Below are 23,371 nucleotides of genomic sequence, written 5' to 3' on the forward strand. Positions count from 1 at the left end.
CCGTGGCGCGTTCGGTCCCCTTGCTGACGTGTGCTGTCAGGGGCCGAGGGATCTTCTCGGCCATAGGGTGGGGTCCGTTCCCGCCCGCGCCCCTCCGGTGCGGACCAGGGGGCCGGCCGGATCGGAGCTCCCCCACGGGGGTGGGGGGCTCGGGATCCGGTCAACCGGCCGTCGTCAGACCGGTGGCGGTCCCTGCGTGAGGATCCGGGCCGCGTCGTACTCCTCGCGGTACGACCGCTCGGCCAGGTCCAGGTAGCCGTAGGCGTCATCACCGACGGGGATCCGCAGGGGCGTCGGGGCCTCGGCGGCGACGATGTCGAGGACCCGGGCGGCGAAGTCCTCGGGGCGGCCCGTCCCGGGGTTGTCCGCGAGGCCGCGGGCGCCTTCGAGCATCTCGCGGTTGGTCACGTCGTAAGCGGGGACCCGGTGGCCCGACTGGGCCATGGACGTGCCGTAGCGCGTGGCGAACATGCCCGGTTCGAGCACGGTGACGCGGATGTGGTGCGGAGCGGTCTCGAGGGCCAGGGCCTGGCTCATGCCCTCGAGGGCGTGCTTCCCGGCGCCGTAGGCGCCCAGCCCCGGGAAGGCCATGCGGCCGACCACGGAGGAGACGTTGACGATGTGTCCGTGTCCCTGGGCCCGCATCAGGGGCAGGACGAGGCGGGTGAGCCGCCAGGGACCCACGATCAGGGTCTCCAGCTGGTCGCGGAGCTCGGAGTCCGAGACCTCCTCGACCGCGCCGAACAGTCCGGTCCCGGCGTTGTTGACGAGGACGTCGATGCCGCCGAGTCGGTCGGTCGCGGTGCGGACGGCTTCCGCGCACGAGGCGGCGTCACGCAGCTCGAGCGGGATCGGGGTGATGCGGCCGGGCCAGGCGGCAGCCAGGTCTTCCAGATCGGCGGTCTTGCGGGCGGTGACCGCCAGTTCGTCGCCGGCCCGCGCCGCGGCGGTGGCCAGCGCGTGCCCGAGGCCGGAAGAACATCCCGTGACCAGCCAGCGTCGTCCCATCGTTCCCCCGTGAGAGCAGAGTGGTTCCGGATGATGGTGGTGCCCGTGCCCGTGCCCGTGCCCGTGCCCGTGCCCGTGCCCGTGCCTGTGCCTGTGCCTGTGCCCGTGGGTGTGACGGGGGCAGGGATGCGGCTCTGGTTCCGGCGGTGGCGTCGTACGGCCGCCCCGTGCGCGCGACGGCGGTGGCCGGCCCGGGCAGGCCGCCCGGGCCGCCGCGGTCGCGGTTGCCCGGGCGGTGGCGGCAGTTCATGGTCGTGGCGCTCCGGGCCCGTGGTCATCCCTCCTGCGGGGGCGCGTGGAGGCGCGCGGGCGCACGAAAGGGCGCGCACGCGCCCTCACCCGCGGGGCGGAGGACCTGCCGCGGGAACGGGGTCGGCCCCACCCCTCCTCAGAGGGGTGGGGCCGACGCTTCGGTCAGGTTCAGAACTGGGTCGTGATGGTGGCGTTGGTGAATTCCTGGGCGGCGTGGAGGCTGATGTAGACGTAGCCGGCCGCCGGGTTGTCGATGGTGAGGGTTTCGGTGTTGCCGGCCTGCGTGGAGCGGGCGGTGTAGTTGCCGGTGGTGGCCCAGGTGGTGGGGCTGTAGTAGAGGTCCGCGTTCCCGGTGCCGCCGCTGGTGGAGATCTTGAGCCGGGTCGTGCCGGCGGGGACGTTCACGTAGAAGTAGCGGTAGTTCCCGGTGGTGGCGGAGACGTTGGAGCGGCTGCAGTTGTCGCCCAGCACCCGGATGTCCGCGGGGGTGCACTCGGAGGCGGCCGCCCCGAACTGGGTCGTGAGAGTGGCGTTGGTGAATTCCTGGGCGGCGTGGAGGCTGATGTAGACGTAGCCGGCCGCCGGGTTGTCGATGGTCAGGGTTTCGGTGTTGCCGGCCTGCGTGGAGCGGGCGGTGTAGTTGCCGGTGGTGGCCCAGGTGGTCGGGCTGTAGTAGAGGTCCGCGTTGCCCGTGCCGCCGGTGGCGGAGATCTTGAGCCGGGTCGTGCCGGCGGGGACCTTCAGGTAGAAGTAGCGGTAGTTCCCGGTGGTGGCGGAGACGTTGGAGCGGGTGCAGTTGTCGCCCAGCACCCGGATGTCGGCGTCGGCGCACTCGGCGGGCCCGGCGGTCCCCACGGTGACCGCCTTGCTCGTGCTGGCGGTGGCTCCCTTGTTGTCCGTGACGGTGAGCCGCACGGTGTAGGTGCCGGCCGCGGCGAAGGTCTTGGCCGGGTTGGCGGCGGTGGAGCTGCTGCCGTCGCCGAAGTTCCAGGCGCGGGAGGCGATGGTGCCGTCCGCGTCGGTGGAGGTGTCGGCGAAGTTGACGGTCAGGGCGTTCACCGAGGCGGTGAATCCGGCCACCGGGGCCTTGTTGCCGGGCGGGGTGGTGGTGCCAGCGCATTCACCGGCGGCGCACCTGGCCAGCCAGGCGGAGAAGTCGGCGTCGTACCGGGTGCCGATGGTGGAGGTGAGCAGGGTGCGGGCGGCCGCCCAGTTGCCGGTGCGGTAGTGGCCGAGCAGCGTGGTCACGTCCTGCGGGTGCGACTGGATCAGGTAGCGGACCGCCAGGTAACCCCACTGGTAGACGCGGGTGGAATCCGCGTTGTCGTACGTGGTGTCGAACAGCGTGCTGAGCTTGTACGTGTTCGCGGCCGCCTCGGTGACCGCGCGGTCGTCGGTGACGTTGCGGTACGAGTACGAGATGTACTCCGCGAAGCCCTCGACCCACATGACGGTCGGGGTCGTCATGCCCGCGTTGAAGTCGCCGAACATGTCGAAGCGGCCGTCGAGGTAGTGGGTGTACTCGTGGTTGAGGTTCCAGATCTGGAACTCGGGGCGCACCCACTCCGCCTCGTAGGCGATGAAGCGCGGCTGGTTCCCGGCGGCTGCCGGGTTGCCCTCGAGGTACATGCCGCCGTTGTTGGTGCTGATGCCGAAGATGACGCCGGCGTAGGTCTGGTAGTCGGCGCTGGAGTCGAACGCCACCACCTCGAGGCTGGTGTTGTTGTCGTTCGCGACCGCGCCGCCGTCCTTCACCACGCCGTGGAAGAAGGCGTCCTGGTTGGCCAGGCTGGTGCAGCTGGCGGCCAGTTCGGTGGCGGTCATCTGCTGGGCGATGATGCGCAGGCTCGGGCTGCAGGTGTGCTTGACCGTCAGGACGGCGGTGCGCGCCCGGTTCGGCAGGTCACAGGTGTTGTAGTAGGCGCAGTTGGACGCGTCGTACGAGGAGGTCATCTCGGCGAGCGGCACCCAGAGCGAGGCGGTCCGGCCGGTGATCGCGCCGCGGTCGAGCAGCTGCTTGACGAGCGGCCGGACGGTGGTCTGGAGCGCGGAGTACTGCAGGAAGCGGCCGAGCTCACGGCCGGCGTTGGCCGCCAGGTAGCTCTTCCCGGTGCCCAGCAGGTCGTCGTGGGCCACGGCGAAGTCGCGCAGCACGGTGAGGATGCTGGGGTCGGCCTGCACGGCGGGCGGGAACTCAGGGGTCTGGTGGCCGCGGAACAGGATGGTGTAGGCGTTGTTGACCGCCGCGACCATGGAGTAGGAGCTGTCGTAGGTGGAGTTGTAGCCGGTCAGCAGACGCTTGACCACACCGAGGTAGCGGGCGTTCTCCTGGGCGCTGTCGACCAGGATGACCGCTTCGGAGAGGGTCGCTCCGTTGGCGTCGGTCACGTCGTTGGAGCGCGGCGCGGCGTAGAAGGTGTCCAGGGCGCCTCGGATCGAGCTCTTCAGGGCCGGGCCGTAGGTGCCGACGGTGGAGGCGTTGTACCACTGCACGAAGTATCCCGCGCGCAGGTAGAGCACCAGCTGTCCGATGGAAGTGCTGTTGTCGCCCGGGTAGTTGGCGGATCCGGCACGCAGCGCGTCGGCTACCGAGACCATCTGCGCCTCGCGGAAGGCGGCCTTGGCGTCCGCGCCCTTGAGCAGGAACAGCGAGTTCACGCAGCCCATCTCGGAGGACTTGATCTGCTGCACGAGTTCATTGCCGGTCTTCGAGGTGAAGTCGGCGATGTTGCAGGCCGCGGCGGAGAGGGCGCTGGGAGCCGACTTCGCGTCGGTCACGCGCTGTCGACTCTGTTCCGGGTCCTCGACCGCCCGGAGCGGGGCGCGCTCGGACAGGTCCGCGCTCGGCCGGGCGGCGTGCTCGGCCCGCAGCGCGGCGATGGCCGCCGACTCCGTCGAGGGCTGCGGGGCGAGACCCGGCGCCGAGCTCTGGGCGGGGGCGGACGGGTTCACGTCGCGCGCGAGGGCCTGGCCGGCGGGGGCGAGCAGGGTCAGGCCCAGACAACAGGCCAGGGCGGCTATGAGGGGCCGGACACGGCCCTTGGTCGTGGGGGTTCTGCGCATGGGGGGTTGGCCTCCGAGCAGGTCTGCGGCCGTGCTGGCGGCACGGCGAAATGGGAGTGCGGACCGTGCTGCCAAAGGGAGTTGACGGGGATTTCAACTCTGGCGTGTGCACGATAACGAACTGTGCGATGTAACATGGCACACATCACATGGCTCTGGAAGAGGGTCGGCGGCACTCTCGGAATCCGAGCCACTGTCAGCTCCGCGTCACCGGCGCGACATGCCGGGTTCGCCCGGGCCTATCCGCAGGGCGGCCCGGGCCGGGCGGCCGGCAACGGGTCCGGGTCCGGGTCCGCCCCCCAGCGTCCGGGGCCGGAGCCCGGGGCGTGGAGCCCCGGGGCCTGGCCGAACCGCCTACCGCCTACCGCCGGTCCAGCTCGTCGAGGACCTGGGCGAAGGGCCGGCGCAGGACGACGGCGACGGGCCGGGAGTCCGCGTGGGCGTACGCGGCCAGGCGGTCACGGGCGGCGTTCACGGCAGGACCCGGATCGTCCCCGGTCAGGGCGTGCTCGATGGCCCGCGCGGTGAGCGAGCCCAGTTCGGGGAGACGGAGCCGAGCCCGGTCGAGCTCCGGGACGAGGTCCTCCCGGCCGGCCAGCCGGGCGACCTCCCCGGCCAGGTTCGCCAGGGGCACGGTGAGCCCGTCGGCGAGGGCGATGCTCCGGGCCTGGAGCCGTACCGCGTCGCGCTGATGGCGGCGCAGGGGGTTGAAGCGCATGGCGCGTTCGGCCTCGCGGGCCCGTGCGGCGCTCACGTGGACCGCCTCGGCGTGGGCGTTCGTCCGGGCGAGGTTGTCGACGGCCGCGGCCGGTCCGGCGCCCAGGGCCGCCGCGGTGCTGGTGAAGGCGCCCGTCAGGCGCGCACGGCAGTCGTCGGCGACGGCGGCCAGGATGCGGTGGGGGTCCGGTGGCCACAGCAGCGGGGCGAGCAGGATGGTCACCGCCGCTCCCTGCGCGGTCTCCCAGACGCGGTCCAGCGCGTAGGCGTCGGGCGAGGCGTTGGCGAAGACCAGCAGGGACGACGCCGCGACCTGGATGTTCAGCCCGCCGCCGGCCCGGAGGACCATGCCGACACCCAGGCCCAGGGCCACCACCAGGGCCAGGGTGGCGGTCGACGGGCGCAGGACGTTGAGGGCGGCGATCGCGATGAGGACACCGGCCACCACGCCCAGGGTGCGCCGGAGCGAGGTGCCCAGGGCCGTCAGCGGATCGCCGCGCAGGGCCACCAGCGGGACGATCGCCGCGAACACCGGTGGCTGGGTGGCTCCCAGCCACAGCGCGACCTGCCAGGAGACGGTGACGCTGACCAGAATGCGGGCCGCCGCCGGACCTTCGTCGCGCACGAGTGCGCGGGCCCGGCCGGCCCGCCGTGCCAGTGCGTCAGCGAGATCGGTCATCCGAACCCTTCGGTGTGGCGTCCGTGCCCGCCGTGGGCCACCCGCACAGTGTGCGGCGGACCGACCGTCCGGCGCTCTCATGCGGCCGACGGCGGCATGTCGGCGGCCCGCCCGGGCAGCATCCGTGGCACCGCCCGTGGCACCGCCCGCCACGCGGCGCCCGGCCCGCCCCGGCCCGGCCAGGGCCATGAGCCCCCGAACCCCCACGTAACCTCTTCCCGTGCCAGCCTCCCGTCCCCATCACGTCGCCGTCCTCGTCCTCGAGGGCGCGAAGCCCCTCGACGTCGGCATCCCCGCACAGGTGTTCACGACCCGCGCGAGCATGCCCTACGAGGTACGGGTGTGCGGCGCGGAGCCCGGCCTCGTGACCGGCGGCGACGGCCTGTCGTACTCCGTCGCCCACGGCCTCGAAGCCCTCGCGTGGGCCGACACCGTCTTCGTCCCGGGCTACCGGTTCCCGGACCGGGACGATCCGCCGCGGGCCGTGGTCGAGGCCCTGGTCGCGGCTCACGCCAGGGGCGCGCGGCTCGCCGCCATCTCCACGGGGGCCTTCGCCCTCGCCGCCACGGGCCTGCTCGACGGCAAGCGCGCCACGACGCACTGGCACTACGCGCGGGCGCTCGCGGCGAAGTGGCCCGCGGTCCGGGTCGACGAGAACGTCCTGTTCGTCGACGAGGGCAGCGTGCTGACGTCGGCCGGCGCCGCCTCGGGCATCGACCTGTGCCTGCACGTCCTGCGCACCGATCTCGGCGTGGCCGCGTCGAACCACACGGCCCGGAGGCTCGTCGCGGCCCCCTACCGCAGCGGCGGTCAGGCGCAGTACGTCCCGCGCAGCGTGCCCCAGCCGCTCGGCGAGCGGTTCGCCGCCACCCGCGAGTGGGCACTGCGCCGGCTCGGCGACCCCCTCACCCTGGAGCTGCTCGCCCGGCACGCGGCCGTATCGCCGCGCACGTTCTCGCGGCGCTTCGCCGAGGACACCGGGTACACGCCCATGCAGTGGGTGATGCGGGCCCGCATCGACGTGGCGCGCGAACTGCTGGAACGTTCGGAACGGAGCGTCGAGCAGATCGCCGCGGACGTCGGCCTCGGTACCGGCGCGAATCTGCGGCTGCACTTCCAGCACATCCTGCGCACCACGCCCAGCGAGTACCGGCGCACCTTCGCCCGGGGCGAGTGACCCGGCTGCCCGTGACCCGGCTGCCCGCACCCGGCGGAACGCGGCAGCCCGCCGCCGCGTTGGCGCGATCCTTGCGGACCATGGCGATCGCGCCGCTGTCCCCGGCGGCCGCCACGCGCGAACCTGGTGGCGAACCCAAGGGACAGGGACAGGGAGACACACCATGACTCGCATCGCCATCAACGGATTCGGCCGCATCGGACGCAACGTGCTGCGCGCGCTGCTCGAACGCGACAGTGACCTCGAGATCGTCGCCGTCAACGACCTCACCGAGCCGGCCACCCTCGCGCGCCTGCTCGCGTACGACACGACCTCCGGCCGGCTCGGCCGTCCCGTGACGGTGGAGGGGGACGTGCTCGTCGTCGACGGCCGCCGCATCAAGGTGCTCGCCGAGCGCGAACCGGCGCAGCTGCCCTGGGGCGAGCTCGGAGTCGACGTCGTGCTCGAGGCGACCGGCCGCTTCGCCACGGCCAAGGCCGCCCGCGCGCACATCGACGCGGGCGCGAAGAAGGTCCTGGTCAGCGCGCCGGCGGACGGGGCCGACATCACGCTCGCCTTCGGCGTGAACAGCGACGCGTACGACCCGGCCCTGCACACGATCGTCTCGAACGCCTCGTGCACGACCAACGCGCTCGCGCCGCTGGCCTCGGTACTCGACGATCTCGCGGGCATCGAGCACGGCTTCATGACCACGGTGCACGCCTACACGCAGGAGCAGAACCTGCAGGACGGTCCGCACCGCGACCCGCGCCGCGCCCGCGCCGCCGCCGTCAACATCGTGCCGACCACGACGGGCGCCGCCAAGGCGATCGGGCTCGTGCTGCCGAACCTCGAGGGCAAGCTCTCGGGCGACTCGATCCGCGTCCCCGTCCCCGTGGGATCGATCGTCGAGCTCAACACCACCGTCGCCCGTGACGTGACGCGCGAGGACGTGCTCGCGGCGTACCGCACGGCGGCCGAGGGTCCGCTCGCCGGTGTGCTCGAGTACTCGGACGACCCGCTCGTGTCGTCCGACATCACGGGCAACCCCGCCTCGTCGATCTTCGACTCCGCCCTCACGCGCGTCGAAGGCCGGCACATCAAGGTGGTCGCCTGGTACGACAACGAGTGGGGCTTCTCGAACCGTGTGATCGACACGCTCGAGCTCATCGCCAGTCGCTGACCTGCGGCGAACGACCCACGTCCCACGTCCCAGGGGCTCAGGACGAACCACCCAGGACCCACGGGCCACGACGGCCGACGCCGCGTGGCCCGTGGTCAGGGAAGATCGGCGGGCGGCGGCTCGTCCTCGGCCTCGTAGACGTGCGGGCCGTCCGCCTGCCAGTCGATCGCCGACGAGTCCCGCAGGACGAGCTCGTCGGGATCCGGCACCTCGACCCGGCGGAGGAACTCGATCAGGTCGGCGTCCGAGTGCGCGACGCCGAGGACCGCCTCCGTACCGCCCACGCGCAGCGTGACCCGTCGGCCGCCCGACGGGGCGATCCGGTGTACGACGATCGGCGCGCGCTCCATCCCCTCAGCCTGCCGCCGGACGAGCGCGGCCGCATCCGCACGCCGTGACGTACGGCAGATGGCGCAGGCGGAACTTGTGGACCGGCCCTCCGGTCAGCACGCTTGGCCCATGCTCTCGCCCGCCCCCGATCCGGTCCGGTCACCCGTGACGTCCGAGCCGGCCGGCTCGCGCCGGGCGCTGGTGGCGGGGTCCGTCGGCAATTTCGTCGAGTGGTACGAGTTCGGCGTCTACGGCTTCCTCGCCACCGTCATCGCGGGGCACTTCTTCACCCCGGAGGGCGGCAGCGAGGTCGAGGCGCTCGTCAAGGCCTACGCGTCGTTCGCCCTCGCCTTCTTCTTCCGGCCGGTCGGAGCGGCCCTGTTCGGGCGGCTCGGGGACCGCGTCGGCCGGCGTCCGACGCTCGTCCTCGTCATCTGTCTGATGACCGGCGCCACGACGCTCATCGGCCTGCTGCCGACGTACGACTCCATCGGCGCGGCCGCACCGTGGCTCCTGACCCTGCTGCGGATCGTGCAAGGGCTCTCCGCGGGAGGGGAGTTCGGCGGCGCGGTGGCGCTCATGACGGAGTGCGCGCCGCCGGGCCGCAGAGGGCGGTACGGGGCGTGGCAGTCGTTCACGGTGGCGCTCGGCCTGCTCGCGGGCGCCGGCACCACGGCGCTCCTGGCGACCGTACTGAGCACGGCGCAGCTGAACGGGTGGGGCTGGCGGATCGCGTTCCTGCTGACGCTGCCGCTCGGATCCGTCGCGCTGTGGCTGCGGTTGCGTCTGGACGAGACCCCCGCCTTCACGTCGGCCGCCACCGGGGGGACCGGGCCCGGCCGGCGTCCGCGGACCGGGGAGACGATCCGGGCCGTGGCGCTGGGAGCCGGGCGGGTGATGGGGTGGTCGGCGGCCGGCTACACCTTCCTGGTGGTCCTGCCCTCGTACCTGCAGAGCACGCTGCACGCGACGTTCCAGCAGGCGCTCGGCGCGACCGTCCTGGCCAACCTCGGTTTCGCCGCGTCGATCCTGCCCGCCGGCACGCTGAGCGACCGGATCGGGCGGCGGGCGGTGATGCTGGCCGGGGCGGTGCTCGTCGCCGTGCTCGCGCTGCCGCTGCTCGACCTGGTGCAGGACGCCGACGTGCCGACGTACGCGAAGGGGGCCGCGCTCTTCGGCGCGGGCGCCGCCGTGGGGCTGATCGCGGGACCCGGGCCCGCGATGCTGGCAGAGATGTTCCCGACCACCGTGCGCTACACGGGGCTCGGGCTGGCCTACGCGCTGTCCAACGCCGTGTTCTCGGGCTGCGCGGGGCTGATCATCACCAAGGCCGTCGAGCGGACCGGGGACGCGGACGTTCCCGCGTACTACGCGGCGGCCGCCTGCGCGGTCAGCGCCGCCGCACTGCTGACCCTGCGCGGCGACGCCCACGAGCGGGCGCTGCGGTGAGCGTCCTGCGGGTGATCGGGCTGATGTCGGGCACGTCCCACGACGCCATCGACGCGGCCGCCGCCGACCTCACCCTCGACGGGGACACGCTGGTGCTCACGCCCCTGGGCATGATCAGCGCGGCGTACGACGACGAGCTGCGGGCGGAACTGGCGGGGGCGCTGCCGCCCGCCGGGACGGACCCGGCGACGGTGTGCCGGCTCGACACCCGCATCGGTCAGGCCTTCGCCGCGGCGGCCGTCCGGGCGGACCGCGAGCTGTGCGGCGGACGGGCCGACCTGACGGCCTCGCACGGGCAGACCGTCTACCACTGGGCCGGTGCCGGCCGGGTGCACGGCACGCTCCAGATCGGCGAGCCGGCCTGGATCGCCGAGGCGACGGGCCGCCCCGTCGTCTCCGGCTTCCGTACGAGGGACGTGTCCGCCGGGGGCCAGGGCGCACCCCTGGTGAGCATCGTCGACGTCATGTGGCTGCGGGGGCGCCCCGGGGTGCCCGTGGCGCTCAACCTGGGCGGCATCGGGAACGTCACGGTGGTGCCGGACGCGCCGGGTGGTGAACCGCTGGCCTTCGACACCGGGCCCGCGAACGCGCTGATCGACGCGGCGGTGCGGGAGCTGGCGGGGCGCGACGGTGCGGGCGCGGCCCGCACCATGGACACCGGCGGCGCGCTCGCCGCACGGGGCAGGGTCCACGGGCCCCTGCTGCGACGGCTGCTGGACGAGCCGTACTACGCCCTGCCCGCGCCGAAGACGACGGGCAAGGAGCTCTTCCACCCGCCCTACCTGCGCGCCGCCCTCGACGCCTTCGGTCCGCTGCCCCCGCGGGACGTCGTCGCCACGCTGACCCGCCTCACGGCGCGGACCGTGGCCGACGCCGTCCGGCCCCTCGGGGCGACGGAGGTGATCGCGTCGGGCGGCGGGACCCGCAACCCGGTGCTGATGCGGTGGCTGCGGGAGGAACTGGGCGGGGACGGGGGAGTACCGCTGCGGACCTCGGACGAGCTCGGCCTGCCCTCACGCGCGAAGGAGGCCTACGCCTTCGCCGTCCTGGGCTGGCTCACCGCACACGGCCTGCCCGGCACCGTCCCCTCCTGCACGGGCGCCCGGCACGCGACCGTCCTCGGCTCGATCACGCCCGGCGGCCCCGGCCTGCGGCTGCCGGAGCCGCTGACGACGGCCCCGACCCGGCTCTCCGTCCGCCCCGCGCGCACCCCCGCCCTCCGGGGGCGCGGACGTCCCGAAGCGAACCCGGAGGATCGAACATACGATGGGCGGGAACCGGGCGCGGGCGGCTCGCCGTGCCGCCAGACCAGCCGTCCGGGGGCAGGAGAGGCATGACCGAGGTCGCCGATACAGCGCGGACCGTCATCCTGACCGTGGACGACGACCCGGGAGTGTCCCGTGCCATCGCCCGTGACCTGCGCCGTCGCTACGGCGGCGCGTACCGGATCGTACGGGCCGAGACCGGGGACTCCGCGCTGGAGGCGCTGCGCGAGCTGAAGCTGCGGGGCGACCTGGTGGCCGTGATCCTCGCCGACTACCGGATGCCGCAGATGAACGGCATCGAGTTCCTCGAACAGGCCCTGAGCGTGTACCCGGGCGCGCGGCGCGTGCTGCTGACGGCGTACGCCGACACCGACGCGGCCATCGACGCGATCAACGTCGTCGACCTCGACCACTACCTCCTCAAGCCGTGGGACCCGCCGGAGGAGAAGCTCTACCCGGTCCTGGACGACCTGCTGTCGGCCTGGCGCTCCAGCGACCACCGGCCGGTGCCCGCCACCAAGATGGTCGGTCACCGCTGGTCGGCGCGGTCCTCGAGCGTGCGGGAGTTCCTGGCCCGCAACCAGGTCCCGTACCGCTGGTACTCCTCCGACGAGCCCGAGGGGCAGCGCCTGCTGGAGGCGGCCGGGGCGGACGGACACCGGCTGCCCGTGGTGATCACCGCGGGCGGCACCGTGCTGATCGAGCCGGACGAACCCGACCTGGCCGCCCACGTGGGGCTCGCGACGACACCGACCGCCGACTTCTACGACCTCGTCGTGATCGGCGGAGGCCCGGCCGGGCTCGGCTCGGCACTGTACGGGGCCTCCGAAGGCCTGCGCACGGTACTGGTCGAGCGGTCCGCCACCGGCGGGCAGGCCGGGCAGAGCTCCCGCATCGAGAACTACCTCGGGTTCCCGGACGGCGTGTCGGGAGCGCAGCTCACGGACCGCGCCCGGCGCCAGGCCGGCCGCTTCGGCGCCGAGATCCTCACCGCGCGCGAGGTCACGGGGCTGGAGGTCAGTGGCGCGGCGCGCGTCGTGCGCTTCTCCGACGGCTCGACGATCGCCGCGCACAGCGTCATCCTGGCGACCGGCGTCTCGTACCGGCAGCTCCGGGCACCGGGCTGCGACGACCTCACCGGCCGCGGGGTGTACTACGGCTCCTCGCTCACCGAGGCGGCCTCCTGCCTGGAGCAGGACGTGTACATCGTCGGCGGGGCCAACTCCGCCGGGCAGGCGGCGATGTACCTGGCGCGGGGCGCGAAGTCGGTGACGCTGCTGGTGCGCGGGCCGTCCCTCGCGGCGTCGATGTCGTACTACCTCATCCAGCAGATCGAGGAGTCGCCGAACATCACGGTGCGCACCCGGACCGTCGTCGAGGCGGCGCACGGCGAAGGCCACCTGGAACAGCTGACGCTGCGGGACGTGGACAGCGGCGCGACCGAACTCGCCGACGCCCAGTGGATGTTCGTGTTCATCGGCGCGGCCCCGCTCACCGACTGGCTGGACGGTACGGTGCTGCGCGACGAGCACGGCTTCATCCTGGCCGGACCGGACCTCACCCCGGACGGCCGGCCGCCGGCCGAATGGGCGCTGGACCGCGCGCCGTACCACCTGGAGACCAGCGTTCCCGGCGTGTTCGTCGCGGGTGACGCGCGCGCCCAGTCGGCGAAGCGCGTCGCGTCCGCCGTCGGCGAGGGGGCCATGGCCGTGATGCTCGTCCACCGGTACCTGGAGCAGTCATGAGCGGGCAGGTCATGCCGTGCGGGCCGCAGGAGATCGCCTCGCTGTTCCTGTTCGAGAAGCTCTCCCCGGAGCAGCTCGGGCGGCTGTGCGCGGAGGGCAGGGTCGAGCGGTTCGAAGCCGGTCCGGTGTACGCGGAGGGCGACCCGGCGACCTGCTTCTACGTGATGATCGAGGGCACCGTCGTGCTGTCGCGCCGGGTCGGCGGTGACGAGGTCGAGGTGGGCCGGACCTCGCAGCGCGGGGTGTACGCGGGAGCCATGCAGGCCTACCTGGGCGACCGGGTGCCGCAGACCTACAACAACTCGATGCGGGTGACCGAGCGGACGCGGTTCTTCGTGCTGCCGGCGCAGTCGTTCGCGGACGTCATGCGCGAATGGTTCCCGATGGCCGCGCACCTGCTGGAAGGGCTCTTCTTCGGCGCGCGCTCCACCCAGCAGGCCATCGGCCAGCGTGAACGGCTGCTGGCCCTCGGCTCGTTGTCCGCCGGGCTCACCCACGAACTCAACAACCCGGCCGCCGCGGCCGTCCGGGCCACCGCGGCGCTGCGCGAACGGGTCGGGAAGATGCGTCACAAGCTGGCCCACATCACCCAGGGCAACTACTCCCGCGAGGCGCTGGCCGACCTCATCGAGATCCAGGAACGTACCGCGGAACGCGTCGCCAAGGCACCGTCGTTGAGCCCCTTGGAGGCCTCGGACCGGGAGGACGAACTCACCGACTGGCTCGAGGACCACGGCATCGCGGAGGGCTGGCGGGTCGCCCCCACGTTCGTCCAGGCGGGCCTGGACGCGGACTGGCTGGAGCACGTCGCGGCGACCGTGGCCGAGGACCTGCTCCCGGCGGCCATCGGCTGGCTCAACTACACGGTGGAGACCGAGCTGTTGATGGACGAGATCGCCGACTCCACCACCCGCGTCTCCCACCTCGTCGACGCCGCCAAGCAGTACGCGCAGCTCGACCGGGCGCCGTACCGGGTCGTCGACGTCCACGAACTCCTCGACAGCACCCTGCTGATGCTCTCCGGCAAGATCGGTCCCCGGGTCCGGGTGGTCAAGGAGTACGACCGCTCGGTGCCGGACGTGCCCGCCTACCCGGCGGAGCTCAACCAGGTGTGGACCAACCTCATCGACAACGCGGTCTTCGCCATCGCCGGCACCGGGCGGGAGGGCGCGCTGACGGTGCGCACCGCACGACAGGGCGACCGGCTGCTGGTGGAGTTCCGCGACACCGGCCCCGGCATCCCGGAGGACATCCGCAGCCGCATCTTCGACCCCTTCTTCACCACCAAACCGGTCGGCGAGGGCACCGGCCTCGGCCTGGACATCTCCTGGCGGATCGTCGTCAACAAGCACCACGGCAGCCTCCAGGTCGAGTCCGCGCCGGGCGACACCCGTTTCCAGGTCCTCCTGCCGCTGACGGCCCAGGAAGCCGATGCCGATGCCGATACCGATGCCGATGCCGGCACGAACACCGGCACCGGCGCCCGCACCGCTGCCGCGTCCGGACCCGAGACCACCGAGGAGCCCGTATGACCGCCGACATCGACGGAGTCGACCCGAGCGTCCCGCCCACCGGTACGGGCTGCCTCGACTGCGACGCGGTGGGCGGGTGGTGGTTCCACCTGCGGCGCTGCGCCCAGTGCGGACACATCGGCTGCTGCGACTCCTCGCCCGCCCAGCACGCCACCGCCCACTGGAAGTCCACGGGCCACCCGCTGGTGCAGAGCTTCGAACCGGGCGAGGACTGGTTCTGGGACTACGGCGGCGACGAGCTGTACGAGTCCGGTCCGGAGCTGGCGCCCCCCGGTCAGCACCCCGCCGACCAGCCGGCGCCGGGACCGTCGGGCCGGGTCCCCGAGGACTGGACGCGCCGGCTGCACCGCTGAGCGGGGTACCGGGCGGGGTACCTCACGACCAGCGGAACGCGGGGCCTGACCCCGGCCCCGGGCCTCAGCAGGGGCGGACCGGCTGGAGGTTGTGGACGTAGCGCGCGGACACCCAGCCCTTGGAACCGTGCAGCCTGTACCACACCGGGTTGCCGTCCACCCATCCTCCGCGCTTCTGGCAGGAGAGGAGCACCCGCTCGTGCGGGTGCAGCTTGTTCACCACGTCCGCGTACACGGTCGGCCTCTCACGGACGTTGAGCGGCGCCTGGGACTCCACCACACCCACGGGGCGGGAATCGGCCCGCGCGCGGCCCTCGGCCGCCCACCCGGCCGTACTCAGCGGGCCGATCAGTACGCCCGCCGCCAGCGCGTACGTCAGCAGTGCTTTCCTGCCCATCGGATCCACTCTCCCTGTGTCGCCCCGGCCCGCATCGGCGACGCATGGCGCCGACCACCGGACGACTATCCACCGTCCGGGCGGCGGGCCGCCGGGGAACACGCCACCGTTACGCCGGATGGCCCCGCGCGCGGCGACCGGTGGCGGCCGGGAGTGGGGGAGCTCGCGATTTCGCACACACCGGCTTCCGCGATAAAGCGCGCGGGAGCAAAGTCGCACGCTATGCGGGCGGTGACGGGAAACGCAACGACGAGAACTCCATCCCGAGCCAAAATGACGAGGGCATGCCATATATACCTACGTCAAGTTCAGGCAAAGTCGGACAGAAAGGCCGTGTAATCGGAATTCCTACTTCCGGTTATTCCTCTTTCGGTCAATTCTCATGAGAAGCTCATCCGGACCGATCAGGACATCCGTCCGCACGCACCACACCGGGGGCGCGCGGATCGAGGACGAGGAACATTCGTGAGACGACCCCTGGCGCGCTTTCGCGCCACCGGCCGGCAGCGCCCGCGGGCATCTGCGCTGGTCACCACGCTGGCACTGACCGTGGGCCTTGTCGGGGCCGGCTCCGCCGCCGACGCGGCCGGGCAGAGCGGCATCCTCGCCGGAAAGCAGACGGCGCCCGCCCCGAGCGAAGCGGAGAAAGCGGCCTCGGAGGCCAAGCGGACCGGTAAGCCGGTCGAGATCGTCGGGCAGCGCACCGAAACGAACGACACGTGGGCCAATCCCAACGGAACCGTTACCGTTAACCGGTCCCTCGTTCCGGTGCGGGTGCGCCAGGCCGGAAAGCTCATACCGGTCGACACCACGCTCCAGCGGGCGCGGGACGGCCGGCTGACCCCCAAGGCGGCGCGGATAGGCCTGACCTTCTCCGGGGGCGGGGACGCACCTCTCGTCGTCATGTCGGAGAACGGCCGGGACGTTTCGCTTTCCTGGCCGAAGCCGCTTCCCAAGCCCACGCTGGAAGGCAACAGCGCCGTCTACGCCGAGGTCTTCCCCGGCGTGGACCTGCGCGTCAGTGCGAGCAACGACAGCTTCGCGCACGCGCTGATCGTCAAAACGCGCGAGGCCGCGGCCAACCCGGACCTGGCCACCCTGAACTTCGGGCTGAAGGGCAAGGGACTCACCGTCCGGGCCGAGGCCGACGGCCAGCTGCGCGCCGTGGACCCGTCCGGCCAGACCGTGTTCGGCTCCGCCAAGCCGCAGATGTGGGACGCCGGCGGCGAGAAGGCCCAGCAGCCCGCCTCCGCTCCGGCGGCCAAGACCACGCGGTCCGCGGACGCCCCCGCCGCCACCCTCGCGGCGGACGCCGCCACCCCGCCCCCCGCGGCGCCGGTCGACGGCATCACCGACGGCGCCAGGCAAGCCGACCTGGGCGTCAAGCTCTCCGGCTCCACCCTCACCCTGACGCCGGACCAGAACCTCCTCAAGGCGCCGGAGACCACGTACCCCGTGGTCATCGACCCCACCTGGGACGCCTGGAAGCAGGCGTGGACCATCGCGTACAAGCACAACGCGTTCCCGTCCTCGCCGAACACCAACTACTGGAACGGCGGCACGCTCAGCAAGGACGCCCGCGTCGGCTGCGCGAAGGACGCCGCCAACGGCAACCAGGTGATCTGCGCCAAGACCTTCTTCCAGGTCGGCATGACCGACTACTGGGACAAGCAGATCATCGAGTCCACGCTGCGCATCAAGCAGAAGTCGGCGGGTTCCTGGAGCTGCAAGTCCGGTGACATCCAGGTCTGGGACACCGGCACCATCTCCAAGTCGACCACCTGGAACAACCAGCCGGACTGGACGCGGCTCGTCGACGCCACCGGCCAGTCCTTCGGCGGGCGCAACTGCCCCGGCGACGGGGACCTGATCGAGCTGAACGTGAAGTCGGCCGTCGCCGCGGCCGCGCAGAAGCACTGGGGCAACTGGACCTTCGGCCTCAAGGCCGCCAAGGACACCGTGGACGTGTCCTGGCGCAAGCTCGACCCCGACAGCGCGCGGATCTCGACCACCTTCAACACCACCCCCGACAAGCCCACCGAGCGGTCCACCGACCCGTCCGTGCCCTGCACCGGCGGAGTGATCGGGACGACCGACCAGGTGGTGCTGCGCGCCCGGGTCAAGGACAAGGACACGACGGACGTGTCCCTCAGCGCCGAATTCCACTACTGGAAGGACGGCACCACGACGCCCACCAAGACCGTCGTCAAGGCCGCCAACGGGAACGTCGCCCAGCTGCCGATTCCCGCCGGCGGCCTGGACGGCACGTACCGGTGGGACGTCCGCACCCTCGACAACGTCGGCCCCCCGGGGCCGTGGGCCGGCCAGTGCGTGTTCACGCTGGACCGCACCAGGCCCGACAGGACGCCCGTCGTCACGTCGCTCCAGTTCCCCGAGAACCAGCCCGACCCGGCCAAGACGGGCTTCGCGCGCACCGACGGCACCTTCAATCTGAGCGCCAACGAGGTCAAGGACGTCACCGCCTTCGAGTGGTGGACCGATTCCAACCCCAAGGTCAACAAGATCGCGCCCACCACCGCGGGCGGATCCGTCGACATCGTCTACAGGCCGACCACGGCCGGCCCGCAGCGCCTGTTCGTGCACAGTCTCGACGCCTCCGGCAACCGGTCGAACCTCAAGGAATACCTGTTCTACGCCAAGCGCCTCGCGACCCGTGACAAGCACGGCGACCTCAACGGCGACGGCACCGTGGACATCTGGAGCGTCGACCCGGGCGCCGGAACCCTGTGGATGCATCCGGGGAAAGGCGACGGCACGTTCGACCTGTCCAGGCAGCTGGACCAGGCCTCCTTCGCCGACGCCACCGCGCTGACGCACCGGGGCAGCTGGAACGAGGACTACTACGAGGACCTCATGGTCCTGCGGCCCAGCTCCGACAACTCCCGGCAGAACCTGTACGTCTACCCGAACAGGGGCGACGGCGACCTCGAGACCGCGGACGCCAACCGGATCGAACTCAGTGTGGTCAACACCGAGGAGAACGACCACTGGGCCCACGCCGACCAGGTGGTGTCCATCGGCAGCGTCAACGACGACAACGGCGACGCGAAGACCGACGACTCCGACCAGCCGGACCTCCTGGTCAAGACCGGCGACCAGCTGTGGCTGTACCTCGGCACGCCCGTCGGCTTCCTCGACGTCGTCGGCGCGCCGATCCTGCTCGGCAACGCCGACTGGAAGAACATGACGGTCATGGCGCCGGGCGACCTCAACGGCGACCAGCTGCCCGAGATCTGGGCCCGTGACACCGTCACCGGCAAGATCCACCAGTACACGAGCCGCAAGACGACGGACCCCGGCTCGGTGACCGTCGCCGACCTGGCCGTCTTCGCCGACCCCGCCGCGCGCGCCACGTCCATCGGGACCGGCTTCACCGGCGCGGCGTACCCGCACCTGACCACCAACGGTGACTTCGAGGCCGCCGGCCACGCGGACCTGTGGTCGCGCGACGGCGACGGCCGCATCACCGAGTTCCCCGGCCAGGCCCTGACCGGCGGCTCGGCCTTCGGCGCGGGCCGCCCGCTCGTGCTCGGAGGGACCTCCTGGTCCGAATGCCAGGCCTTCACCTCGGCCGGGACGGGCACGCACACGCTGTGCGGACCGATCCTGGCGAAGTTCCTGGCCAAGGGCGGCACCTCGCTCGGCTATCCGACCACGGACGTCCTCGTCCCGGCCGACGGCGTGGGCCGCTACGTCCACCTGCGCGGCGCCGGCCAGACCACCGACAACGGCTCCATCTACTGGCACCCCAGCACCGGAGCCTGGGTCGTGTGGGGGGCCGTCCGCGCCAAGTGGAACGCCCTCGGCGCGGAGAAGGGCATCCTCGGATACCCCACCTCGGACGAGTCGGGGACCTTCGACGGCGGCCGCTTCAACACCTTCTACTCGACCGCGGGCGGCAAGGGCGGCATCTTCTACTCGAAGGAGACCGGGGCCTGGTCGGTCCACGGCAGCATCTTCACCAAGTACGTCTCCCTCGGCGGTCCGGCGAGCCCCCTCGGCTATCCGGTCACCGACGAGACGAACGTCGGTGACGGGAGCGTCGCCCGCTTCAACACCTTCCGCAAGCGCACCGACACAGCCGACACCGCCTCGGTCTACTGGAGCAGCGGCAACGGCGCCTGGTCCCTGTTCGGTTCGATCCGTAAGAAGTGGCTCGAACTGGGCGGCGAGAAGAGCGCCCTGGGATACCCGACGTCGGACGAGTACGACGTCGCCGGCGGCCCGCGCGAGGACTTCCAGAAGGGCTACATCCGCCACAACAGCACCACCGGATCCACCGTCGAGCACCAGCCGGCCGACCGCACCGCGCACCTGCGCACCGATCTGTCCGGCGACTTCAACGGCGACGGCCGCACGGACCTGGCCACCGTCTACGACTACGGCGACGACACCACCGCGCTGTGGGTGCTCAACGCCCTGCCCACGGGCGGGTACGAGCAACCCACGCTGCGCTGGACCAGCGCCAAGGGCGCCTTCTCCTACGCCCGCGCCAAGTGGGTCGCAGGTGACTTCAACGGCGACGGCCGCACCGACGTCGGCGCCTGGTACGGCTACGCCGACGGCAGCAACGCCCTGTGGAACTTCGTCTCGAACTCCACCGGCACGTTCACCCCGGTCAAGAGCTTCACCATCGCCACGGGCACCTACAACTGGGCCAAGTCGATCCCGCTCGCCGGTGACTTCAACGGCGACAAGCGAGGGGACTTCGCCCTGATCCACGACTACGGGAACGGCGACATGGGCGCCCACACCTGGACGGCCAAGACGGACGGCAGCTTCAACGCGTCCGTCCCGAGCTGGCGCACGGGCACCGGCAAGTGGTGGAGCGACTACGCCACCTTCCGGGTGGGCGACATGAACGGCGACGGACGGGACGACTTCCTGGCCATGTACGGCTACGCCTCGTACGGCACCGCGCTGTTCACCGGTCTGGCGCAGCCGAACGGCGGCTTCGCCGCCCCGGTCAAGCACTGGGCCAAGGCCGCCGGAGTCTGGGAGTACGCCCGGACGAAGCTCACGGTCGGCGACTACAACGGCGACGGCCGCGCCGACGCCGCGCTCATGTACGACCACGGCGACGGCCACGCCTCGCTCGACACCCTGCTCGGCAAGCCGGACGGCACGGTCGCCGAGGGCGTGCGCAGCTGGGACACCCCGGACGGTTCCTGGTACGCCTCCAGCGCCGGCCCGCCGGTCTCGGGCGACTCCGACGGAGACGGCCGGGACGACATCGCGAGCATGTACAACTACGCCACCGGCGCGACGGGCGCGTTCACCTTCAAGGGCCGCCCCGACGGCGGCTTCGAGAACGGCTTCCTGAGCTGGCAGACCCTGCCCGGCACCTGGTGACCGCGACGGCGACCCGCCACCGCTGACACGGGCCCCGCACCTTCCCGAAGGTGCGGGGCCCCGCGTCGGTCCCGGGTCAGCTCAACTCGAACGACAGGTCCGGGGCGAGCGCCCGGAGGAAGTCCGCCGCATCGAACATCGCACCTGCCGAGGCCACCCCCGTGGCCCGCGTCCGGCCGGCCAGGACCCGCTGGACGGCCTCCACCACCAGCGGCGCGGTGATCGCGTAGATGTCCCGGCCCCGGGCCGTGGCGCGCCGTTCGACGCCACCCGCGCGCACCAGGACGTCCACGACGAAGGTCTGGTCCGACCGGCCCAGAGCGTCCACCGCCTCCGGCGCCGGAGTGTCCTCACCGGCCAGGTCCCGCGCGGCCTCGACGGCCATGTAGGTGCGGACCTCGGGTACGTCCAGGTGGCTGGGAACGGTGACCACGTCGGCCATGGTGAACTCCGCGATCACCGGCCGCCGGCCCAGCGGCTCCGGGAAGACCCAGTCCTGCACCCGCGCCGCGTCGTCGTGGTACTGCAGCGCACCGTCCGTGAACCGCACCCGCCGGCCCGCGCGGCGCTCGTGGGACACCGCGCCGGCCGTCCTGGTGCCCGCCGTGGGATGCCAGCTGCTCAACCCGTACGCGACGTGCACCTCGTCCGCGGAGGTCCACTCGCCCATCGCCGCGGTCGCCAGCAGGTCGCCCAGTCCGCCGTAGAAGGCCATCGCCGGGACCACGGGCGTACCCGCCTTCCGGGCGGCTTCCGCGTGATCGGTGAACGTCGCGCCGTTCGCCTCGAGTTCCGCCGCCACGTCGAGGTACGGGATCCCCGCGCGCAGGGCCGCCTCGACCACGGGGCCTCCCGTCACCGCGAAGGGGCCGGCGGCGTTGATGACGGCCGCCGCGCCCGCGAGGGCCCGGTCCAGCGCGCCCGGGTCGTCCACGGAGGCCGGCCGCGCGTCCACGCCCGGCCATTGGGCCGCCAGTACGTCCAACTGGGCGGCGTCGCGGCCGGATACGACGGTGGCGACACCGCGCCTGCGGAGTTCGGCGACGATGAAGCGCCCCGTGTGTCCCGTCGCCCCGTAAACCACCACTGCGGCCGTCGTGTTCATCGTCTTCCCCGTTCTCGGTGTCCTGTGGGGTCCAGTCTCGCCGTGCGAGGAGCCCGTCGTGAGGGTCTGGAACGACAGCATCCGCGCAGTTTCGGACACGCCGTCCTCCGTGCGCCGGCTCCCGGACGCCGGCCGTGTCGGCACTCCGGAAGTATCTTGACGTCAAGATTATTCTCGGGCAGGCTACCGCCAGATATCTCGACATCGAGATATCTTCGCGGGGGACTCGGAGGCCTGAGATGCGGCGGCGCGGTGCGGGAACAGGGAAGGGGCGACCGGTCCGGCCCGGCCTGGTGGCGCAGTTGCGCCGTCCGCCCGGGGGGCGGGACGCCCGGATCATGCTGTTCGCCCAACTCCTCGACCGCACCGGAACGGGCGTGTGGGCCGCCTCCTCGGTCCTGTTCTTCGTCTTCGTCATCGGCCTGGACGCCGGTCGGCTCGGCCTCCTGCTCGGCGCCGCCGCGGTGGCGGGCATCGCCGGATCACCCCTGGCGGGCCACCTGGCCGGCCGGTTCCAGGTGCGCTCCCTGCTGATCGGCTGTCACCTCCTGCGCCTCGGCACCCTCAGCTCGCTGCTCGTGGTCACCCGCTTCGACGTGCTGCTGCCCGTGGTCGCCCTCACCTACCTGGGGGACCGCGCGGCCAAGACCCTGGAGATGCTCTTCGCCACGCGCGCGGCAGGTGACCGCCGGGCCACCTACCAGGCGCTGTCGCGCAGTACCGCGAACGCCGGGTACGGCCTCGGCGCGGGCGTCGCCGCGATCGGTCTCGCCCTGGGGACCCGCGAGGCCTACCAGGTCCTGATCCTGGCCAACGCGCTGTCCTTCCTCGCGGCCGCGGCCCTCGTCTGGCGCACCCGCGAGCCGCGCGGCCAGGGGATCGTGGCCGCGCGCACCGCAGGCGCCGCGGCTCCGGCGGTCCGGCCGGATGCGCCGAGCCCCTGGCGGGACCGCGGCTACCTGCGCTTCGTCCTGCTGGACATACCGATGAACCTGGACGACTCGATCCTGGGCATCGGCCTGCCGCTGTGGCTGGTGGACCACACCGACGCGCCGCACGCCCTGGTCCCGGCCTTCCTCGTGATCAACACCGCGCTCGTCGTCGTACTCCAGCTGCGCGTGTCGGCGAAGGTCGAGGAGCCCCGCCAGGCCGTGGCGGCGGTCGTCCTGTACGGGCTGACGATGCTGGCGTGCTGCGTCCTCCTCGCCGTCACCGCGGGAGCCGGGGCCTGGACCGCGTCCGTCGTGCTCCTCGCCGCGGCGGTACTGGCCACCGCGGCGGAGCTGATGCGCTCGGTGAGCTCCTGGGAACTGGCGGTCTCCCTCGCCCCCGCGGAGGCGAGGGCGTCCTACCTGGGCGTGGCGGGGATGGCCCAATCCGTCCAGAAGTCCGCCGGACCGCTCCTGCTGACCGGCCTGGTGATGACGGCCGGCCCGGCGGGCTGGCTCGCCCTCGGCGCGGCGATCGCGGCCCTGTCGACCGTCCAGCGCCGTACCGCCCTGCGCCGCCTGGACGCGATGCTCCCGTCGCCGGCCCCCGTCGCGCCGTCGGAGACGGCCCCTCCGCGCACGCCCCGGCAGTACGGGGCGTGAGGGGCGGGGCGGCGGCCGAGGCGCGCCCCAGGGCGGCCGGCCACCCCCCCCCGTGCGATCGGTGTCCGTTCGTGACCTTCCGCGTCGTGACCCGCGATCACACCCCGTTAACCTGAGCAGGTTCAAAACGATATGGGGGGCGGCTGGGCGCGTGATCACACGCGGCCCGGCC

The 23,371-nt window shown here is 72.3% G+C and carries 15 protein-coding genes; 9 read left to right on the forward strand and 6 right to left on the reverse strand.

Going from position 1 to position 23,371, the window contains the following annotated elements; all coding sequences use genetic code 11:
- Positions 1 to 174 precede the first annotated feature (174 nt).
- The 3 genes from ACWF9Z_RS30090 to ACWF9Z_RS30100 all read right to left on the reverse strand — a co-directional run bounded on the left by ACWF9Z_RS30090 (position 175) and on the right by ACWF9Z_RS30100 (position 5,719).
- The gene (locus ACWF9Z_RS30090; RefSeq protein ID WP_453607202.1) at positions 175 to 1,008 is read right to left on the reverse strand and encodes an SDR family oxidoreductase; all 834 of its coding nucleotides are present in this window, start codon (positions 1,006 to 1,008) and stop codon (positions 175 to 177) included.
- Between the two features lie 420 nt (positions 1,009 to 1,428).
- Positions 1,429 to 4,323 carry a collagenase gene (locus ACWF9Z_RS30095; protein ID WP_453607204.1) on the reverse strand — a complete coding sequence of 965 codons (2,895 nt, stop codon included), beginning with the start codon at positions 4,321 to 4,323 and terminating at the stop codon, positions 1,429 to 1,431.
- A 361-nt stretch (positions 4,324 to 4,684) separates the two neighbouring features.
- A complete protein-coding gene (locus tag ACWF9Z_RS30100; RefSeq protein WP_453607206.1) occupies positions 4,685 to 5,719 on the reverse strand; it encodes an FUSC family protein in 1,035 nt (344 codons plus the stop codon).
- Positions 5,720 to 5,939: 220 nt separating this feature from the next.
- On the opposite strand from ACWF9Z_RS30100, the gene ACWF9Z_RS30105 reads away from it, so the two are divergent.
- The gene (locus ACWF9Z_RS30105) at positions 5,940 to 6,896 is read left to right on the forward strand and encodes a GlxA family transcriptional regulator (protein WP_453607208.1); all 957 of its coding nucleotides are present in this window, start codon (positions 5,940 to 5,942) and stop codon (positions 6,894 to 6,896) included.
- Between the two features lie 163 nt (positions 6,897 to 7,059).
- Positions 7,060 to 8,058, forward strand: a complete 999-nt coding sequence (gene gap, locus ACWF9Z_RS30110; RefSeq protein WP_453607211.1) for a type I glyceraldehyde-3-phosphate dehydrogenase — start codon at positions 7,060 to 7,062, stop codon at positions 8,056 to 8,058.
- A gap of 95 nt (positions 8,059 to 8,153) precedes the next feature.
- Here the strand turns inward: gap and ACWF9Z_RS30115 are convergent, their stop codons facing one another.
- The gene (locus ACWF9Z_RS30115) at positions 8,154 to 8,408 is read right to left on the reverse strand and encodes a hypothetical protein (protein WP_453607213.1); all 255 of its coding nucleotides are present in this window, start codon (positions 8,406 to 8,408) and stop codon (positions 8,154 to 8,156) included.
- A gap of 109 nt (positions 8,409 to 8,517) precedes the next feature.
- Here ACWF9Z_RS30115 and ACWF9Z_RS30120 point away from each other — a divergent pair, with 109 nt between their 5' ends.
- Genes ACWF9Z_RS30120 through ACWF9Z_RS30140 form a run of 5 tightly spaced genes read left to right on the forward strand, consistent with a single transcriptional unit; the run spans position 8,518 to position 14,732 of the window.
- Positions 8,518 to 9,837, forward strand: a complete 1,320-nt coding sequence (locus ACWF9Z_RS30120) for an MFS transporter (protein ID WP_453607216.1) — start codon at positions 8,518 to 8,520, stop codon at positions 9,835 to 9,837.
- A 5-nt stretch (positions 9,838 to 9,842) separates the two neighbouring features.
- Positions 9,843 to 11,174, forward strand: coding sequence for an anhydro-N-acetylmuramic acid kinase (locus ACWF9Z_RS30125; protein WP_453607288.1), 1,332 nt, complete (start codon positions 9,843 to 9,845; stop codon positions 11,172 to 11,174).
- Positions 11,171 to 12,847: an FAD-dependent oxidoreductase gene (locus tag ACWF9Z_RS30130; RefSeq protein ID WP_453607218.1), complete on the forward strand. Its 1,677-nt coding sequence runs from the start codon at positions 11,171 to 11,173 to the stop codon at positions 12,845 to 12,847. The genes ACWF9Z_RS30125 and ACWF9Z_RS30130 overlap by 4 nt, the downstream gene beginning before the upstream one ends.
- Positions 12,844 to 14,379: an ATP-binding protein gene (locus ACWF9Z_RS30135; RefSeq protein WP_453607221.1), complete on the forward strand. Its 1,536-nt coding sequence runs from the start codon at positions 12,844 to 12,846 to the stop codon at positions 14,377 to 14,379. Before ACWF9Z_RS30130 ends, ACWF9Z_RS30135 begins: the two co-directional genes overlap by 4 nt.
- Complete coding sequence (locus tag ACWF9Z_RS30140; protein ID WP_453607223.1) at positions 14,376 to 14,732, forward strand: UBP-type zinc finger domain-containing protein; 357 nt, start codon at positions 14,376 to 14,378, stop codon at positions 14,730 to 14,732. Before ACWF9Z_RS30135 ends, ACWF9Z_RS30140 begins: the two co-directional genes overlap by 4 nt.
- A 64-nt stretch (positions 14,733 to 14,796) precedes the next feature.
- Here the strand turns inward: ACWF9Z_RS30140 and ACWF9Z_RS30145 are convergent, their stop codons facing one another.
- Complete coding sequence (locus tag ACWF9Z_RS30145) at positions 14,797 to 15,129, reverse strand: SH3 domain-containing protein (RefSeq protein ID WP_453607225.1); 333 nt, start codon at positions 15,127 to 15,129, stop codon at positions 14,797 to 14,799.
- A gap of 465 nt (positions 15,130 to 15,594) precedes the next feature.
- Between ACWF9Z_RS30145 and ACWF9Z_RS30150 the strand changes: the two genes are divergently transcribed.
- Positions 15,595 to 20,502 carry an FG-GAP-like repeat-containing protein gene (locus ACWF9Z_RS30150; RefSeq protein ID WP_453607227.1) on the forward strand — a complete coding sequence of 1,636 codons (4,908 nt, stop codon included), beginning with the start codon at positions 15,595 to 15,597 and terminating at the stop codon, positions 20,500 to 20,502.
- Positions 20,503 to 20,578: 76 nt separating this feature from the next.
- Here ACWF9Z_RS30150 and ACWF9Z_RS30155 read toward each other — a convergent pair whose 3' ends face one another.
- Positions 20,579 to 21,607 (reverse strand): saccharopine dehydrogenase NADP-binding domain-containing protein, encoded by a 1,029-nt coding sequence (locus ACWF9Z_RS30155; protein ID WP_453607291.1) that lies wholly within the window; start codon positions 21,605 to 21,607, stop codon positions 20,579 to 20,581.
- Positions 21,608 to 21,945: 338 nt separating this feature from the next.
- On the opposite strand from ACWF9Z_RS30155, the gene ACWF9Z_RS30160 reads away from it, so the two are divergent.
- On the forward strand, positions 21,946 to 23,199 hold the full coding sequence (locus tag ACWF9Z_RS30160; protein WP_453607228.1) for an MFS transporter: 1,254 nt from the start codon (positions 21,946 to 21,948) through the stop codon (positions 23,197 to 23,199).
- The last annotated feature ends 172 nt before the right edge of the window (positions 23,200 to 23,371 follow it).

The sequence above is a fragment of the Streptomyces sp. NPDC054961 genome (assembly GCF_053609145.1).

Coding starts and splice junctions, on each gene's coding strand:
- ACWF9Z_RS30090 (WP_453607202.1), bottom strand. CDS start 1,008: ATGGGACGACGCTGGCTGGTCACGGGATGTTCTTCCGGCCTCGGGCAC.
- ACWF9Z_RS30095 (WP_453607204.1), bottom strand. CDS start 4,323: ATGCGCAGAACCCCCACGACCAAGGGCCGTGTCCGGCCCCTCATAGCC.
- ACWF9Z_RS30100 (WP_453607206.1), bottom strand. CDS start 5,719: ATGACCGATCTCGCTGACGCACTGGCACGGCGGGCCGGCCGGGCCCGC.
- gap (WP_453607211.1), top strand. CDS start 7,060: ATGACTCGCATCGCCATCAACGGATTCGGCCGCATCGGACGCAACGTG.
- ACWF9Z_RS30115 (WP_453607213.1), bottom strand. CDS start 8,408: ATGGAGCGCGCGCCGATCGTCGTACACCGGATCGCCCCGTCGGGCGGC.
- ACWF9Z_RS30120 (WP_453607216.1), top strand. CDS start 8,518: ATGCTCTCGCCCGCCCCCGATCCGGTCCGGTCACCCGTGACGTCCGAG.
- ACWF9Z_RS30130 (WP_453607218.1), top strand. CDS start 11,171: ATGACCGAGGTCGCCGATACAGCGCGGACCGTCATCCTGACCGTGGAC.
- ACWF9Z_RS30135 (WP_453607221.1), top strand. CDS start 12,844: ATGAGCGGGCAGGTCATGCCGTGCGGGCCGCAGGAGATCGCCTCGCTG.
- ACWF9Z_RS30140 (WP_453607223.1), top strand. CDS start 14,376: ATGACCGCCGACATCGACGGAGTCGACCCGAGCGTCCCGCCCACCGGT.
- ACWF9Z_RS30145 (WP_453607225.1), bottom strand. CDS start 15,129: ATGGGCAGGAAAGCACTGCTGACGTACGCGCTGGCGGCGGGCGTACTG.
- ACWF9Z_RS30155 (WP_453607291.1), bottom strand. CDS start 21,607: ATGAACACGACGGCCGCAGTGGTGGTTTACGGGGCGACGGGACACACG.
- ACWF9Z_RS30160 (WP_453607228.1), top strand. CDS start 21,946: ATGCTGTTCGCCCAACTCCTCGACCGCACCGGAACGGGCGTGTGGGCC.